This window comes from Streptomyces sp. SCA2-17 (assembly GCF_044336695.1).
Window position 1 is genome coordinate 4,600,147 of the sequence record NZ_CP117521.1, and the last position, 14,924, is coordinate 4,615,070.

Annotated in this window: 13 protein-coding genes; 10 read left to right on the plus strand and 3 right to left on the minus strand. The window is 71.9% G+C overall.

Annotated features, from left to right (window positions below; genetic code table 11):
- The first annotated feature begins 56 nt into the window (after positions 1 to 56).
- The 5 genes from PS271_RS20960 (at position 57) to PS271_RS20980 (ending at position 6,488) form a co-directional block, all read left to right on the plus strand.
- Complete coding sequence (locus PS271_RS20960; RefSeq protein ID WP_398383717.1) at positions 57 to 1,931, plus strand: acetolactate synthase large subunit; 1,875 nt, start codon at positions 57 to 59, stop codon at positions 1,929 to 1,931.
- A gap of 36 nt (positions 1,932 to 1,967) precedes the next feature.
- Entirely contained in the window at positions 1,968 to 2,492 is a 525-nt protein-coding gene (gene ilvN / locus PS271_RS20965) for an acetolactate synthase small subunit (protein ID WP_030368133.1), read from the plus strand.
- A 160-nt stretch (positions 2,493 to 2,652) separates the two neighbouring features.
- Positions 2,653 to 3,654: a ketol-acid reductoisomerase gene (ilvC, locus tag PS271_RS20970; RefSeq protein ID WP_398383718.1), complete on the plus strand. Its 1,002-nt coding sequence runs from the start codon at positions 2,653 to 2,655 to the stop codon at positions 3,652 to 3,654.
- Between the two features lie 282 nt (positions 3,655 to 3,936).
- Positions 3,937 to 5,541, plus strand: coding sequence for a phosphoglycerate dehydrogenase (serA, locus tag PS271_RS20975; RefSeq protein WP_120753862.1), 1,605 nt, complete (start codon positions 3,937 to 3,939; stop codon positions 5,539 to 5,541).
- Between the two features lie 119 nt (positions 5,542 to 5,660).
- Positions 5,661 to 6,488 (plus strand): GntR family transcriptional regulator, encoded by an 828-nt coding sequence (locus PS271_RS20980; protein ID WP_398383720.1) that lies wholly within the window; start codon positions 5,661 to 5,663, stop codon positions 6,486 to 6,488.
- 383 nt (positions 6,489 to 6,871) lie between these two features.
- On the opposite strand, the gene PS271_RS20985 is transcribed toward PS271_RS20980, so the two are convergent.
- On the minus strand, positions 6,872 to 8,395 hold the full coding sequence (locus tag PS271_RS20985) for an MFS transporter (protein WP_398383721.1): 1,524 nt from the start codon (positions 8,393 to 8,395) through the stop codon (positions 6,872 to 6,874).
- A gap of 122 nt (positions 8,396 to 8,517) precedes the next feature.
- Between PS271_RS20985 and PS271_RS20990 the strand changes: the two genes are divergently transcribed.
- Positions 8,518 to 9,123, plus strand: a complete 606-nt coding sequence (locus PS271_RS20990; protein WP_398383723.1) for a TetR/AcrR family transcriptional regulator — start codon at positions 8,518 to 8,520, stop codon at positions 9,121 to 9,123.
- Between the two features lie 34 nt (positions 9,124 to 9,157).
- Here PS271_RS20990 and PS271_RS20995 read toward each other — a convergent pair whose 3' ends face one another.
- The gene (locus tag PS271_RS20995) at positions 9,158 to 9,793 is read right to left on the minus strand and encodes a TetR/AcrR family transcriptional regulator (RefSeq protein ID WP_398383725.1); all 636 of its coding nucleotides are present in this window, start codon (positions 9,791 to 9,793) and stop codon (positions 9,158 to 9,160) included.
- A gap of 164 nt (positions 9,794 to 9,957) precedes the next feature.
- Between PS271_RS20995 and PS271_RS21000 the strand changes: the two genes are divergently transcribed.
- The 3 genes from PS271_RS21000 (at position 9,958) to PS271_RS21010 (ending at position 12,434) form a co-directional block, all read left to right on the plus strand.
- On the plus strand, positions 9,958 to 10,809 hold the full coding sequence (locus PS271_RS21000; protein WP_398386970.1) for an imine reductase family protein: 852 nt from the start codon (positions 9,958 to 9,960) through the stop codon (positions 10,807 to 10,809).
- A gap of 177 nt (positions 10,810 to 10,986) precedes the next feature.
- Entirely contained in the window at positions 10,987 to 12,201 is a 1,215-nt protein-coding gene (locus tag PS271_RS21005; RefSeq protein WP_398383727.1) for a cytochrome P450, read from the plus strand.
- A 29-nt stretch (positions 12,202 to 12,230) separates the two neighbouring features.
- Positions 12,231 to 12,434: a ferredoxin gene (locus PS271_RS21010; protein ID WP_398383729.1), complete on the plus strand. Its 204-nt coding sequence runs from the start codon at positions 12,231 to 12,233 to the stop codon at positions 12,432 to 12,434.
- Positions 12,435 to 12,486: 52 nt separating this feature from the next.
- On the opposite strand, the gene PS271_RS21015 is transcribed toward PS271_RS21010, so the two are convergent.
- Positions 12,487 to 13,716 carry a PucR family transcriptional regulator gene (locus PS271_RS21015; protein ID WP_398383731.1) on the minus strand — a complete coding sequence of 410 codons (1,230 nt, stop codon included), beginning with the start codon at positions 13,714 to 13,716 and terminating at the stop codon, positions 12,487 to 12,489.
- Between the two features lie 268 nt (positions 13,717 to 13,984).
- On the opposite strand from PS271_RS21015, the gene PS271_RS21020 reads away from it, so the two are divergent.
- Positions 13,985 to 14,911 carry a proline dehydrogenase family protein gene (locus PS271_RS21020; protein ID WP_398383732.1) on the plus strand — a complete coding sequence of 309 codons (927 nt, stop codon included), beginning with the start codon at positions 13,985 to 13,987 and terminating at the stop codon, positions 14,909 to 14,911.
- Positions 14,912 to 14,924 lie beyond the last annotated feature (13 nt).

Sequence of the window (14,924 nt, forward strand, 5' to 3'; positions counted from 1 at the left end):
GACAGACCCACCCAAAACCACCTCCGCGAACCCCCGTCGAATCCTTCGAGAAGAGAATGTCGATGACCGAGCAGGCCACCGGAGCCCACCATCCGCAGCCGCGGGCCCGTAGCGCGGCGCAGCAGCCCGCCACCGTCGAGCACGTCACGGGCGCGCAGTCCCTCATCCGCTCGCTGGAGGAGGTCGGGGCCGAGATCGTGTTCGGGATCCCGGGCGGAGCGATCCTCCCCGCCTACGACCCGATGATGGACTCCTCGAAGGTCCGCCACGTGCTGGTCCGCCACGAGCAGGGCGCGGGCCACGCCGCCACCGGATACGCCCAGGCCACCGGCAAGGTCGGGGTCTGCATGGCCACCTCCGGCCCCGGCGCCACCAACCTCGTCACGCCCATCGCCGACGCCCACATGGACTCCGTCCCGCTCGTCGCCATCACGGGCCAGGTCGCCTCCAAGTCCATCGGCACGGACGCCTTCCAGGAGGCGGACATCTGCGGCATCACCATGCCGATCACCAAGCACAACTGGCTGGTCACCGACCCCGCCGAGATCCCCCGCACCATCGCCGAGGCCTTCCACGTCGCCTCCACCGGCCGCCCCGGCCCCGTCCTCGTGGACATCGCCAAGGACGCCCTCCAGGCGCAGACCACCTTCACCTGGCCGCCGCACACCGACCTGCCCGGCTACCGCCCGGTGACCAAGCCGCACTCCAAGCAGATCCGCGAGGCCGCCAAGCTGATCAGCCAGGCCGCCCGCCCCGTGCTCTACGTCGGTGGCGGCGTCCTCAAGGCCCGCGCCACCGCCGAGCTGAAGGTCCTCGCCGAGCTGACCGGCGCACCCGTCACCACCACCCTGATGGCCCTGGGCGCCTTCCCCGACAGCCACCCCCAGCACCTGGGCATGCCCGGCATGCACGGCTCGGTCGCCGCCGTCACCGCCCTGCAGAAGTCCGACCTGATCGTCGCCCTCGGCGCCCGCTTCGACGACCGCGTCACCGGCAAACTGGACTCCTTCGCCCCGAACGCCAAGGTCGTCCACGCCGACATCGACCCCGCCGAGATCGGCAAGAACCGCGCCGCCGACGTGCCGATCGTCGGCGACGCCCGCGAGGTCATCGCCGACCTGATCGTCGCCCTCCAGGCCGAGCTCGCCGAGGGCCGCAGCGGCGAGGCCGCCCGCGAGCGCTACGCCTCCTGGTGGCAGGACCTCGACCGCTGGCGCGACACCTACCCGCTCGGCTTCGACCAGCCCGCCGACGGCAGCCTCGCCCCCCAGCAGGTCATCCAGCGCATCGGGCAGCTCGCCCCGAAGGACACCATCTACGCCGCCGGCGTCGGCCAGCACCAGATGTGGGCCGCGCACTTCATCGGCTACGAACAGCCCGCCACCTGGCTCAACTCCGGCGGCGCCGGGACGATGGGCTACGCGGTGCCCGCCGCGATGGGCGCCAAGGCCGGCATGCCCGACCGCACCGTCTGGGCCATCGACGGCGACGGCTGCTTCCAGATGACCAATCAGGAACTGGTCACCTGCGCCCTCAACAACATCCCCGTCAAGATCGCCATCATCAACAACGGTGCCCTGGGCATGGTCCGCCAGTGGCAGACCCTGTTCTACAACCAGCGCTACTCCAACACCGTGCTCCACTCGGGCCCGGAGTCGGACGGCACCGAGGCCAGCGCGGGCACCCGCGTCCCGGACTTCGTCAAGCTGTCGGAGGCCATGGGCTGCGTGGGCCTGCGCTGTGAGCGCCCGGAGGACCTGGACGCCGTCATCCAGCAGGCCAACGCCATCAACGACCGGCCGGTCGTGGTCGACTTCATCGTCCATCAGGACGCCATGGTCTGGCCGATGGTCGCCGCCGGCACCTCCAACGACGAGATCCTCGCCGCGCGCGGAGTCCGCCCGGACTTCGGCGACAGCGTGGACGACTGAGGGACCGCGAGAAGCGAGAAGAGAGAGAACGAGCAGATGACCAAGCACACGCTCTCCGTCCTGGTGGAGAACACCCCCGGCATCCTCACCCGGATCGCCGCCCTGTTCGCCCGCCGCGGCTTCAACATCGACTCCCTCGCCGTCGGCGTGACCGAGCACCCGGACATCTCCCGCATCACCATCGTCGTCAACGTCGAGTCGCTGCCGCTGGAGCAGGTCACCAAGCAGCTCAACAAGCTCGTCAACGTGCTGAAGATCGTCGAGCTGGAGGACAGCCAGGCGATCCACCGCGAGCTCGTCCTGGTGAAGGTCCGCGCCGACAACGAGACCCGCTCCCAGATCGTCGAGATCGTCCAGCTGTTCCGCGCCAAGACAGTCGACGTCTCCCCGGAGGCCGTCACCATCGAGGCCACCGGCGGCAGCGACAAGCTCGGCGCGATGCTCAAGATGCTGGAGCCGTTCGGCATCAAGGAGCTCGTGCAGTCCGGGACGATCGCCATAGGGCGCGGCGCGCGGTCCATCACGGACCGCAGCCTGCGCGCGCTGGACCGCTCGGCCTGACCGCCGCCGGGCCCGGACGACCGCACCGACCTGAACGGGACCGGCCCTGCCCGGCCGGATCTGGTTCATCCGTATAGCGAGACCTGAAGTCTTTCCCCCGCCCGCCCGTCATACGGTGGGACGCACCACCGGACAACCGGAAACAAGGAGATAACCCAACGTGGCTGCCGAGCTCTTCTACGACAACGACGCCGACCTGTCCATCATCCAGGGCCGCAAGGTCGCGGTCCTCGGCTACGGCAGCCAGGGCCACGCCCACGCGCTGTCCCTGCGCGACTCGGGCGTCGACGTCCGCGTGGGCCTGCACGAGGGCTCCAAGTCCAAGCAGAAGGCCGAGGAGCAGGGGCTGCGCGTCGTCACCCCCGCCGAGGCGGCGGCCGAGGCCGACGTCATCATGATCCTCGTCCCCGACCCGATCCAGGCCAAGGTCTACGAGGAGTCCGTCAAGGAGCACCTCAAGGACGGCGACGCGCTGTTCTTCGGGCACGGCTTCAACATCCGCTTCGGCTTCATCAAGCCCCCGGCCGGCGTCGACGTCTGCATGGTCGCCCCCAAGGGCCCGGGCCACCTCGTGCGCCGCCAGTACGAGGAGGGCCGCGGCGTCCCGTGCATCGCGGCCGTCGAGCAGGACGCCTCCGGCAGCGCCTTCCAGCTCGCCCTCTCCTACGCCAAGGCCATCGGCGGCACCCGCGCCGGCGTCATCAAGACCACCTTCACCGAGGAGACCGAGACCGACCTCTTCGGCGAGCAGGCCGTCCTGTGCGGCGGTGCCTCGGCGCTGGTGAAGGCCGGTTTCGAGACGCTGGTCGAGGCCGGCTACCAGCCGGAGATCGCGTACTTCGAGTGCCTCCACGAGCTCAAGCTCATCGTGGACCTGATGTACGAGGGCGGCCTGGAGAAGATGCGCTGGTCGGTCTCCGAGACCGCCGAGTGGGGCGACTACGTCACCGGCCCGCGCATCGTCAACGAGGGCACCAAGGCCGAGATGAAGAAGGTCCTCGGCGAGATCCAGGACGGCACCTTCGCCAACAACTGGATGAAGGAGTACCAGGCCGGCCTGCCCAAGTACAACGAGTACAAGAAGGCCGACGAGGACCACCTGCTGGAGACCACGGGCAAGAAGCTGCGCAAGCTGATGAGCTGGGTGGACGACAAGGAGTAACCGACTCCTTCAAGGAGCGGCCGGCCAGGAGCGGCCGGCCGCTCCGTCCCGGGCGCCGGGCGGGCCGTCACCCGGCCCGCCCGGCGCCCGCGCTCCGTTCCGCCCGGCCCGCCCGGTGATTGCGGGCGAAGCTCGCGCGAGCCCGCGACGAGCGCCGATACACTGCACACCAACAAGCGCGTACCAGGCTCACAGCGTCGTGCGTCTTCCACGCGGCTGCCTGCCCCCTCCACCGCCTTCGGCCGTCGGGACGGCCGTCCGCCAAGGACCAGTGAGGAACCCGTGAGCACTGCTTCGCCCCGTAAACCCGTCGTCCTGATCGCCGAGGAGCTCTCCCCGGCCACCGTCGACGCCCTCGGCCCCGACTTCGAGATCCGCCACTGCAACGGCGCCGACCGGGCGGAGCTCCTGCCGGCCGTCGCCGACGTCGACGCCATCCTCGTCCGCAGCGCCACCAAGGTCGACGCCGAGGCCATCGCCGCCGCCGGGAAGCTGCGCGTCGTCGCCCGCGCCGGTGTAGGCCTGGACAACGTGGACGTCTCCGCCGCCACCAAGGCCGGCGTGATGGTCGTCAACGCCCCGACCTCCAACATCGTCACCGCCGCCGAGCTCGCCTGCGGCCTGCTCATCGCCACCGCGCGCAACATCCCGCAGGCCAACTCCGCGCTGAAGAACGGCGAGTGGAAGCGCTCCAAGTACACCGGCGTCGAGCTCTCCGAGAAGACCCTCGGCGTCGTCGGCCTCGGCCGGATCGGCGTGCTCGTCGCCCAGCGGATGTCCGCCTTCGGGATGAAGGTCGTCGCCTACGACCCGTACGTGCAGCCCGCGCGCGCCGCCCAGATGGGCGTCAAGCTCCTCACGCTCGACGAGCTGCTGGAGGTCGCGGACTTCATCACCGTCCACCTGCCCAAGACGCCCGAGACGCTCGGCCTCATCGGCGACGAGGCCCTCCACAAGGTCAAGCCGAGCGTCCGCATCGTCAACGCCGCGCGCGGTGGCATCGTGGACGAGGCGGCGCTCGCCTCCGCCCTCAAGGAGGGCCGCGTCGCGGGCGCCGGCCTCGACGTCTACGCGTCGGAGCCGTGCACCGACTCCCCGCTCTTCGAGTTCGACAACGTGGTGGCCACCCCGCACCTCGGCGCCTCCACGGGCGAGGCCCAGGAGAAGGCCGGCATCGCCGTCGCCCGCTCCGTGCGGCTCGCCCTCGCCGGCGAGCTCGTGCCGGACGCGGTCAACGTCCAGGGCGGCGTCATCGCCGAGGACGTCAAGCCGGCCCTGCCGCTGGCCGAGAAGCTCGGCCGGATCTTCACGGCCCTGGCCGGCGAGGTCGCCGTCCGGCTCGACGTCGAGGTCTACGGCGAGCTCACGCAGTACGACGTCAAGGTCCTGGAGCTGTCCGCCCTCAAGGGCGTCTTCGAGGACGTCGTCGACGAGACGGTCTCCTACGTCAACGCCCCGCTGTTCGCGCAGGAGCGCGGCGTCGAGGTGCGGCTGACCACGAGCTCCGAGTCGACCGAGCACCGCAATGTGGTCACCGTGCGGGGCACGCTCGCCGGGGGCGACGAGGTCTCCATCTCGGGCACGCTGGCCGGCCCGAAGAACCAGCAGAAGATCGTCGCCGTGGGCGACCACGACGTGGACCTCGCGCTCGCCGACCACATGGCCTTCTTCCGCTACGGCGACCGCCCCGGCGTCGTCGGCACGCTGGGCCGCATCCTCGGCGAGGCCGGCATCAACATCGCCGGCATGCAGGTCTCCCGCGCCACGGAGGGCGGCGAGGCGCTCGTCGCCCTCACGGTCGACGAGTCCGTCCCGCCGACCGTGCTGGCGGAGATCGCCGAGGAGATCGGCGCGGCGTCGGCGCGCGCGGTGAACCTGACGGACTGACGCGTGTGCGCACCGGTCGGTGCGCGTGCGGATGCCGGTGAGGCCCGGCTGCCCCGTGCGGGGGCGGCCGGGCCTTATGCGCTTTCGCGGCGCCCCGCGGCTCTCTTAACCTTCCGGCTATGGGTGTACTGGAACAGCCCGCGGCCGCGGCGTCCGCCCCGTACCTCCGGATCGCCGCCGAACTCCGCGCCCGTATCGCCTCCGGCGAGATCCGTACGGGCGAGAAGGTCCCCTCCGTCCGGCGGATCGCACAGGAGTGGGGGATCGCGACGGCCACGGCCGGGAAGGTGCTGTCCGTGCTCCGCGCGGAGGGCCTCGTGCGGGCCGTGCCGGGTGTCGGCACCGTCGTGGCGGCCGCCCCGGGCGGCGCGGCCGGAGCCCGCACGGGGCCGCCGCCCGGCCGGGCGAACGGGACGCGTCCGCTCACCCGGGACCGCATCGTGCGGACCGCCGTCGCGCTGGCGGACGCCCGTGGCGGCGCCGCCCTGTCCATGCGCGCCCTCGCCGCCGAACTCCGCGTCCCCACCATGGCGTTGTACCGGCACGTGCCGGGCAAGGACGACCTCGTCGCCCTGATGGCGGACGCGGTCTTCGCCGAGGCCGGCCTCTCCGGCAGCGTGCCGGCCGGCTGGCGCGGCCGCCTGGAGGCGGTCGCCCGGCACCAGTGGTCCCTCTACCGGCGCCACCCCTGGCTGGCCAGGACCGTCCTCCCCGCAGCCGCCGCCGGCCTCATGGAATGGGCCGTGTCCCCGGCCCTCCGCCAGGGCCTGGAGCCGGGAGCGGTGCCCCGCATCGCGGCCACGGTCGCGGCCTACGTGCGCGGCGCAGCCGTAAGCCTGACGGACACCCCCACGACCACCGACCTGGACACCCTCTTCACCTTCGGCCTGGCCCGCGTCTTGGACGGCGTGCACACGTACATAGAACAGCGCCCGGGGGCCCTGTAATGGCGGCGCCACTGACTCTTGCAGGGGGCCGGGGCCCTTCTTCCCGCTGTGACGGCGGATCACACGCCGCCGGTGCTCGCTGCGGCGGCGGGAGGGATGTCGCCGGCTCCTGCGTGAGGCCTGGGGCCCTGTCTCCGCTCGGCGGGAGAGCCGCCGCCTGCTCCTGTATGGGGCCGAGCCCCTCCTTCCGCCGCGATGGCGGATCACCACAACGTCGGTAACCGGCGGTGCCGAGCCTCGCTGAGGCTGTTCGGCACCGCCGGTGTTCGCCGTTTCGGTTGCTCGCTGTGGCGGCGGAAGGAGTGCGCCGGCGCCTGCATGGGGCCTGGGCCCCTCTTTCCGCCGTCGCGGCGGAAGGGCGCTGCGGGGGCCGCGCCCGCCCCTCACCGGCGACGTAGCGCCGCCATCGTGATCACCGCGGACAGGAGGAGCGCCGCCGCGCCGCCGACGGCGGCGACGTTCATGCCGTGCGTGAAGGCCTCGCGAGAGGTGGTGAGGACGTACTCGCCCACCCGCCCCGGCAGCTGCGCCGCGACCGCCGCCGCACCGCCGAGCGTCTCGCGGGCCGCGTCGAGCGCGCCGTGCGGCAGGTTCGCGGGGAGCTCGTCGGTCATGTCGCGGCGGTAGACGGCGACGCCCACGCTGCCGAACAGCGCCATGCCCAGCGCGCCGCCGAGCTCTTGGCCGGTCTCCAGGAGGGAGGCCGCGCTGCCGGCCTTCTCCGGCGGGGTGGCGCTGAGCGCCATGTCGGAGACCAGAGCCATGACCGCGACGATGCCGCAGGCGATGACCGCCGCCCCGGTCAGCGTCAGGGCGAGGGAGTCCGTGCCGGCGCGGGTGAGCAGCCCGTAGCCGGCGGCGGCGACGACGAATCCGGCCGCCATGACGTACGCCTTGGGGAACTTCTGCCCCGCCATGGCGGCGAGCGGCGCCGCGAAGCCGACCGCGACCGAGGGGATCGCGCCCCACAGCGCCGCCTCGAGCGGGCCCTTGCCGAGCACGGACTGGAGGTACTGCGTGCTGAAGTACGCGGAGCCCATCATGCCGAACGTGGCGAGGGTGTTGATGCCGACGCCCGCCCCGAACACGCGGTGCCGGAACAGCTCACGGCTGATCATCGCGTCGCGGCGCGTGCGCTGGCGCCGGACGAACGCGACGCCGAGGAGCAGGCCCACGGCCACGCACGCGGCGGGAGCGAGCGCGAACCCGTCGGCCGCGATCTCCTTGATCCCGTAGATGACGGGGACGACGGAGCCCATGGACAGCGGCACGCTCAGGAAGTCGAAGCGGCCCGGGGCGGGGTCCTTGAACTCCGGGACGAGCAGCGGCACCAGCACCAGCAGCAGCACCATCGCGGGCACGTTGACGAGGAACGCCGAGCCCCACCAGAAGTGGTCCAGCAGCAGCCCGCCGAGGACGGAGCCGAGCGCGATGCCGCCCGCCATCGCCCCGGACCAGATGCCGATGGCCTTGCTGCGCTGCTGCTCGTCGTGGAACAGATTGCGCACGAGCGCCATGGTCGAGGGCATCAGGGTGGCCCCGCCGACACCCAGCACGGCGCGCGCGGCTATCAGCGTCTCCGTGCTCTGTGCGTACGCGGCGGCGACCGACGCGGCACCGAAGGCGAGCGCCCCGCCCAGCAGCAGCTTGCGGCGGCCGATCCGGTCGCCCAGCGACCCCATCGTGATCAGGAGGCCGGCGAGGGCGAAGGCGTAGCTGTCGAAGATCCACAGCTGCTGGGTCCCGGTCGGCTCCAGGTCCCGGCTGATGGCCGGCATGGCGAAGAAGAGGACGGAGACGTCCATCGAGACCAGGAGGAGGGGCAGCAGGAGGACGACGAAGGCCGTCCATTCCTTGCGTCCCGCGAGGACGCGGGGGGTGGGCGGAGTCGCCGGAGTGGTCGTCATGGGCAGGACTATACGCACGTCTTAAACGCTTGTCTATGACGCTTGTATAAAACGAGCGTCTTGAACGTACGTCTGGGACGGTCGTCTAGGACATACGTATGGTTACGGACTACGCTGCCACCATGGGACATCGCGAAGATCTGCTCGAAGGCGCCAAGCGCTGCCTGCTCGACAAGGGCTGGACCCGCACCACGGCGCGCGACATCGTGGCGGCCTCAGGGGCCAACCTCGCCTCCATCGGCTATCACTACGGTTCGAAGGACGCGCTCATGATGGAGGCGTTTCTCCAGCTGACCGTGGAGTGGGCCGACGGGGCGGCACCCACCATCGCCTCCGCCGCGGATCCGGACGCGCCGCGCGAGGAGCGCCTCGCCGCCACGCTCGACCGCGTGTCCGCGAGCTTTGCGAACGACCGCGAGTACTGGTCGGTGCAGATGGAAGTGATCGGCCAGCTGGTGAAGAACCCTGAGCTCAGGGAGCAGTTCGCCGCGGTGCAGTCCCACGGGCGCGAGGGGATGGTGGCGCTCTTTGAGGGTGTCGACGACAGCGAGGTCGGCCCGGAGGCGACCCGTACGGCGGGCGCCTTCTACCACGCCCTGTTCGTCGGGCTGTGGATGCAGTGGCTCATCGACCCCGCGGCGGCGCCGACCGGCAAGGAGATCGTCGAGGGTGCCCGGCGGGCGCTCGCGGGCACGGTGCTGAACGCGCAGGAGGGGACGGGCCGCTGACGGCAGCCGCCCCCGGGCCCGCCCCGCGCCGGGCTCAGCGGTAGGAGTCGATCAGGCGCGCCAGATGGCGCCCCGCGATCAGCAGGGGCTCCTCGTCCCGGGCGACCTGGGCCGTGAGTTCGGCGCCCTCCAGCGTGTTGATCACCGTGTGCGCGAGCTCCAGGGCGTCCTGCGCGCCGACGCCGCAGGCGAGGAGCTTGTCGCGCACGAGGCCCCGCCAGCGTTCGAACGCCTCGGCCGCCGCCAGCCGGATGTCCGGGGCGTGCGCGGCGGTCCCCAGGGACGTGGCCGTGACGGGACAGCCGTCCAGCCAGTCGGACGCGCGGAGTTCGGCGGCGACGTCCTTCGCGACGGCGAGCACCGCCTCGGCCGGGTCGGGCCGGCTCTCCAGCGCCCTGCGGAGCATGTCGGTGAACTCCCGGTCGCCGTGCCGGATCGCCTCGGTGGCCAGCTCCTGCTTGCCGCCCGGGAAGAAGTGATAGACCGACCCGAGCGTCGCTTCCGCCTCCCGGGAGATCTGCTTGATCCCCGTGCCCTCGTAGCCCTGACGCTGCATCAGCCGTGCGGTCGCGCGGACGATCCGCTCGCGCGTGCCGAGGCCGGCGCCGGGGGCCGCGGCCGTTCCGTCGCGCTGCTCCGACTGCTCCGACTGCTCCGGGGTGGTCTTCATCTTCCCGAGAATATAGGTAGAGCGTTCGTTCTAGAAGCGTGCTACGTTGATCCCGTCACTAGATAGAGCGTTCGTTCTAGAGGGGTGTGGATCTCGTGGTTCCCGCAAACGAGGCAGCGAACAACAAGGCAGCGCATGACAAGGCGGCGGACAGCAAGGCGGCAGTGACCGTCATCGGCCTCGGCCCCATGGGGCAGGCCATGGCGGGGGCGTACCTCGACGCCGGCTACGAGGTGACGGTCTGGAACCGCACCGCGGCCAAGGCCGCCCCCCTCGTCGCGCGGGGCGCGCGCCGCGCGGAGTCCGCCGAGGAGGCGCTGGCCGCGAACGAGCTGGTGATCCTCAGCCTGACCGACTACGACGCGGTGTACGCGATCCTGGAGCCCGCCGCGGGCGCCCTGCGCGGCCGGGTCCTGGTGAACCTGAGCTCGGACACCCCGGAGCGGGCCCGCGAGGCCGCCGCCTGGGCCGCCGGGCACGGGGCCGGGCACCTCACGGGCGGCGTGCAGGTGCCGCCCTCCGGCATCGGCAAGCCGGAGTCGTCCACCTTCTACAGCGGCCCCAAGGAGGTCTTCGAGGCGCACGAGGCCGCGCTGAAGGTGCTCACCGGCGCCGACTACCGCGGCACCGACCCCGGTCTGGCCGCGCTGTACTACCAGATCCAGATGGACATGTTCTGGACCGCGATGCTCAGTTACGTGCATGCCACCGCGGTCGCCGGTGCGAACGGCATCACGGCGCAGGAGTTCCTGCCGTACGCGCAGTCCACGATGGCCTCGCTCCCGGGCTTCCTCGCGTTCTACGCGCCGCGCATCGACGCCGGCCACCACGAGGGCGACGTCGACAAGCTCGCCATGGGCGTCGCGAGCGTCGAGCACGTCCTCCACACGGCCGAGGGTTCGGGGGTCGGCACCACTCTGCCCGCCGCCGTCCTGGAGGTCTTCCGGCGCGGCATGGAGCGCGGATACGGGGACGGCAGCTTCACCCGCCTGCTGGACGTGTTCCGCGAGGGGTGAGCCGGCCGGGTGAGCCGGGGGCGCCGCGGCGGGGGCGCGGCCGTTTACACGGTGCGGCAGGTGTCGGGCGTTGTGGCGGAATATGGCCGGAATGCTCGTAGCCCGCAGCGCGAAACGGGCTTGGACTGGGTGAACCGGATGTAGAGGACAACAGTCCGAACGCCTGGAAGGAAGCACATGACCGACACCGGGACCCAGTCCACCAGCACTTCGGCTCCCTCCTTCCCCAGCGACCGCTCCTGCCCCTACCAGCCGCCCGCGGGCTACCAGGACCTGGCCGCCCGCGGACCGCTGACGCACGTCACGCTGTACGACGGCCACGTGGTCTGGCTGGTGACCGGCCACGCCGAGGCCCGCTCCCTGCTCGCGAACCCCCGCGTCTCGTCCGACCGCCGGAATCCGGCCTTTCCCGTCATCGCCCCGCGCGCCGAGGACCAGGCGTCCGTGGTGCTCCCGCTGCTCGGCGTGGACGACCCCGAACACTCCCGCCAGCGCCGCATGCTGATCCCGCGTTTCACCGTCAAGCACGCCAATGCGTTGCGGCCCCGTATCCAGCTCGTCGTCGACGGCCTCATCGACACCATGCTCGCCAAGGGCAACACGGCCGAACTCGTCTCGGCGTACTCCCTGCCCGTGCCGTCCATGGTGATCTGCAGCCTGCTGGGCGTCCCCTACGCCGACCACGACTACTTCGAGGGGTGCTCCCGGCGGCTGGTGAGCGCACCGACCTCCGCGGAGGCCGTCGCCGCGCGCGACGACCTGCGCGACTACCTCCACCGCCTCGTGGCCCGCAAGGAGGCCGAGCCCGGCGAGGGGCTGCTGGACGAGCTCATCGCCGAGCGCCTCGGCGACGGTCAGATCGACCGCGACGAACTGGTCATGGCAGCGCTGCTGTTGCTCGTCGCCGGCCACGAGACCACGTCCAACATGATCGCGCTCGGCGTGTACACGCTCCTCGAACACCCGGAGCAGCTCGCGGCCCTGCGCACCGACCCCTCCCTCATGCCCACCGCTGTGGAAGAGCTGATGCGCTTCCTGTCCATCGCCGACGGCCTCGTGCGGGTCGCCACGGAGGACATCGAGATCGCCGGGCACACCCTGCGCGCGGGCGACGGCATCATGATCAGCACCTCGCTCGTCAACCGCGACGCCGCCGCCTACCCCGGACCCGACGCCCTCGACGTCCGCCGCTCGGCCCGCCACCACGTCGCCTTCGGCTACGGCGTCCACCAGTGCCTGGGCCAGAACCTGGCCCGTGCGGAGATGGAGATCGCCCTCGGCACGCTCTTCACCCGTATCCCGGACCTGCACCTCGCCGTTGCTCCCGACGAGGTGCCCGTGAAGCCCGGTGACACCCTGCAGGGCGTCTTCGCCCTGCCCGTCGCCTGGTGACCGGCGACGACGACAGAACGGAAGCCCTTATGAGTCCCCTCCGCGTCTCCATCGACCCCGACGTCTGCATCGGCTCCGGGCAGTGCGCCCTGACCGCGCCGGCCGTCTTCGACCAGGACGACGACGGCTTCGGCGTCGTGCGTTCCGGCCGTGAGGACGGTGCGGGCGACCCGCTGCTCAAGGAGGCCGCCCGGGCCTGCCCCGTGCAGGCCATCACCGTGGAGGAGGTCTAGCGGGCGAGGAGGGCCACGGGTACGGGGAGGGCCGCGGGCACGGGGCGGGCCGCTACAGGCGGGACGCCTTCAGGGCCATGTGCAGGAGCAGCCGGCCCTCGCCCTCGTCCAGGTCCAGGCCGGTGAGCTGCTCCACGCGCGCCAGGCGGTAGTACAGCGTCTGCCGGTGGATGCCCAGGGCGGCGGCCGTGCGGCCCGCCTGGCCCGCGCAGTCGAGGAACACCTCCGCCGTGCGGGCCAGTTCCGCGTGGGCCGGGGCCAGCAGGGGGCGTACGGAGGTGTCCGCCGCGGCCCCGGCCGGCAGGGCCGCCAGCACGCGGTACGGGCCGATGTCACCCCACTCCGCCACCGGCCCCAGGCGCGGCTCCGCCGCCGCGGCGCGCGCCGCCGCCAGCGCCTCGCGCCAGGCCTCGGGCAGCTCCGCCAGGCCGCGGCGCGGGGCGGCCAGCCCGGCTGTGCCGCGCCGCGCGCCCGCCCCCGCGCGCGGGGAGCGCAGCAGCCGCTCCGCCGCCGTACGGGCCGGGGCGACCGCCGTCGCCGTCCGCAGCCGGACCAGCGCGGCCAGCGCCGCCGGACCCTCCGGGTGGGAATCCGGGACGGCGCACAGCGCTGCCACCCCCGACTGCCCCGCCAGCGCGGAACCGACCCCGTCGGGAGCGCCCGGATCGGCCTCCCCGTGCTCGCCGTCGCCCAGCGCCCACGGCGCCACCGCGACCAGCCCCAGCGGCCCGTCCGCCGCCTGGCCCATCGCCTCCCGCAGCGCGGCGGCCGCGGCGTCGCGCCCCGCGGGCCGCCCCGCGAGGACTTCCCGCAGCAGCTCGCCCAGCTCCGCGCCGGCCCGCGCCTCGGCGGCCAGCAGCTCGCCGATCCGGGCCGCCGTCTCCATGGCCTGGGCCAGCCGCGGGTCCGCGTACGGGACGGCCAGGTCCAGGCCCGCCAGCTGCTCGTCATCCAGCAGCCATACATAGCCGTGCACCACGCCGCGGTGGCGCACGGGCAGGCAGATGCGGCCCTTGAACACTCCCGCCGCCGGGTCCGGCGGGATCCGCAGCGGCGACTGCGCCCGCGCGATGCCGAACGCCTCGAACCACGCCCGGACGGCCGCCGTCGACCGGCGCTGGAGGATCGAGCGGGTCCGCACCGGGTCCATCATCGCGTCGAGGTCGTCGTCGCCGCCGTGCGCGCCGAACGCGATCAGGACGAAGTCCCGGTCCTCCAGCGTCGCCGGGGCGCCCAGCGCCGCCGATATCTCGTCGACGAGGTGCTGATAGTCACCGCGCATGGCCCCGCCACGCTCCTTCCCCCGCCCCGTGCGGGCCCGCCCGGTCCACGCCGGACGCGGCCTTCGGACACTTTGGGTTCGCAAATTGTCCCGAAATCAACCCAAGGTTCTATGTGCAGGTCACCATTGTCATACATGTGTCTGAGATCCGGGCCACGGATGCGTGACAGCTGTCGATGGCTCACGATCGAGGTGATCTCTAGTTTTCACGATGAGTTACTTATGCCGTTTCCCCCTGTGGGGACGACCGTCATCGTGGAGGTGCCCCGTGCTGGGTCCCGTGATCCTCGCTGCTTCGCGCAGCGACAAAATGCGCCGTTTCGTGTCGGCCGCCCCGGGCACCAAGCAGGTCGTCGACCGCTTCATCGCGGGGGAGACCGTCGACCAGGTCATTCCGATCGTGAAGGACGCCGCCGCCAAGGGCCTTGAGGTCACCCTCGACGTGGTGGGCGAGGACATCACCACCGTCGAGCAGTCCCACGCCGCCCGCGACGCCTACCTGGAGCTCGTCGGCCGCCTCAAGGAGCTCGGCCTGGGCGAGCGCGCCGAGATGTCCGTCAAGCTCTCCATGTTCGGCCAAGCGCTGGAGGGCGGCCACGAGCTCGCCCTCGCCAACGTCCGCCCCGTCGTCGAGGCCGCCGCCGCCATCGGCACCACGGTTACGCTGGACGCGGAGGACCACACGACCCTCGACTCGATGTTCGCCATCCACGAGGAGCTGCGGAAGGACTTCCCGCAGACCGGCTGCGTCATCCAGGCGTACCTCTTCCGCACCGAGGACGACGCCCGCCGCCTGGCCGCCGCCGGAAGCCGTGTGCGTATCGTGAAGGGTGCGTACAAGGAGCCCGCCTCCGTCGCATATCAGGACAAGGCAGAGATCGACAAGGCGTTCGTCCGCATCGTCAAGATCCTCATGGCGGGTGAGGGCTACCCGATGATCGGCTCGCACGACCCGCGTCTGATCGCCATCACACAGGAGCTCGCCCGGCAGGCCGGCCGCAAGCTGGACGAGTACGAGTTCCAGATGCTGTACGGCATCCGCAGCGAGGAGCACGTCCGCCTGGCCGCCGAGGGCCACCGGATGCGCGTGTACACGGCGTACGGCACCGACTGGTACGGCTACTTCATGCGGCGCCTCGCCGAGAAGCCCGCCAACCTGCTCTTCTTCGCCCGCTCCATCCTCACCAAGGGCTGAGCCGCCCCCCACA

Coding starts and splice junctions, on each gene's coding strand:
- ilvN (WP_030368133.1), top strand. CDS start 1,968: ATGACCAAGCACACGCTCTCCGTCCTGGTGGAGAACACCCCCGGCATC.
- PS271_RS20985 (WP_398383721.1), bottom strand. CDS start 8,395: ATGACGACCACTCCGGCGACTCCGCCCACCCCCCGCGTCCTCGCGGGA.
- PS271_RS21005 (WP_398383727.1), top strand. CDS start 10,987: ATGACCGACACCGGGACCCAGTCCACCAGCACTTCGGCTCCCTCCTTC.
- PS271_RS21015 (WP_398383731.1), bottom strand. CDS start 13,716: ATGCGCGGTGACTATCAGCACCTCGTCGACGAGATATCGGCGGCGCTG.
- PS271_RS20990 (WP_398383723.1), top strand. CDS start 8,518: ATGGGACATCGCGAAGATCTGCTCGAAGGCGCCAAGCGCTGCCTGCTC.
- PS271_RS20980 (WP_398383720.1), top strand. CDS start 5,661: ATGGGTGTACTGGAACAGCCCGCGGCCGCGGCGTCCGCCCCGTACCTC.
- PS271_RS20995 (WP_398383725.1), bottom strand. CDS start 9,793: ATGAAGACCACCCCGGAGCAGTCGGAGCAGTCGGAGCAGCGCGACGGA.
- PS271_RS20960 (WP_398383717.1), top strand. CDS start 57: ATGTCGATGACCGAGCAGGCCACCGGAGCCCACCATCCGCAGCCGCGG.
- PS271_RS21010 (WP_398383729.1), top strand. CDS start 12,231: ATGAGTCCCCTCCGCGTCTCCATCGACCCCGACGTCTGCATCGGCTCC.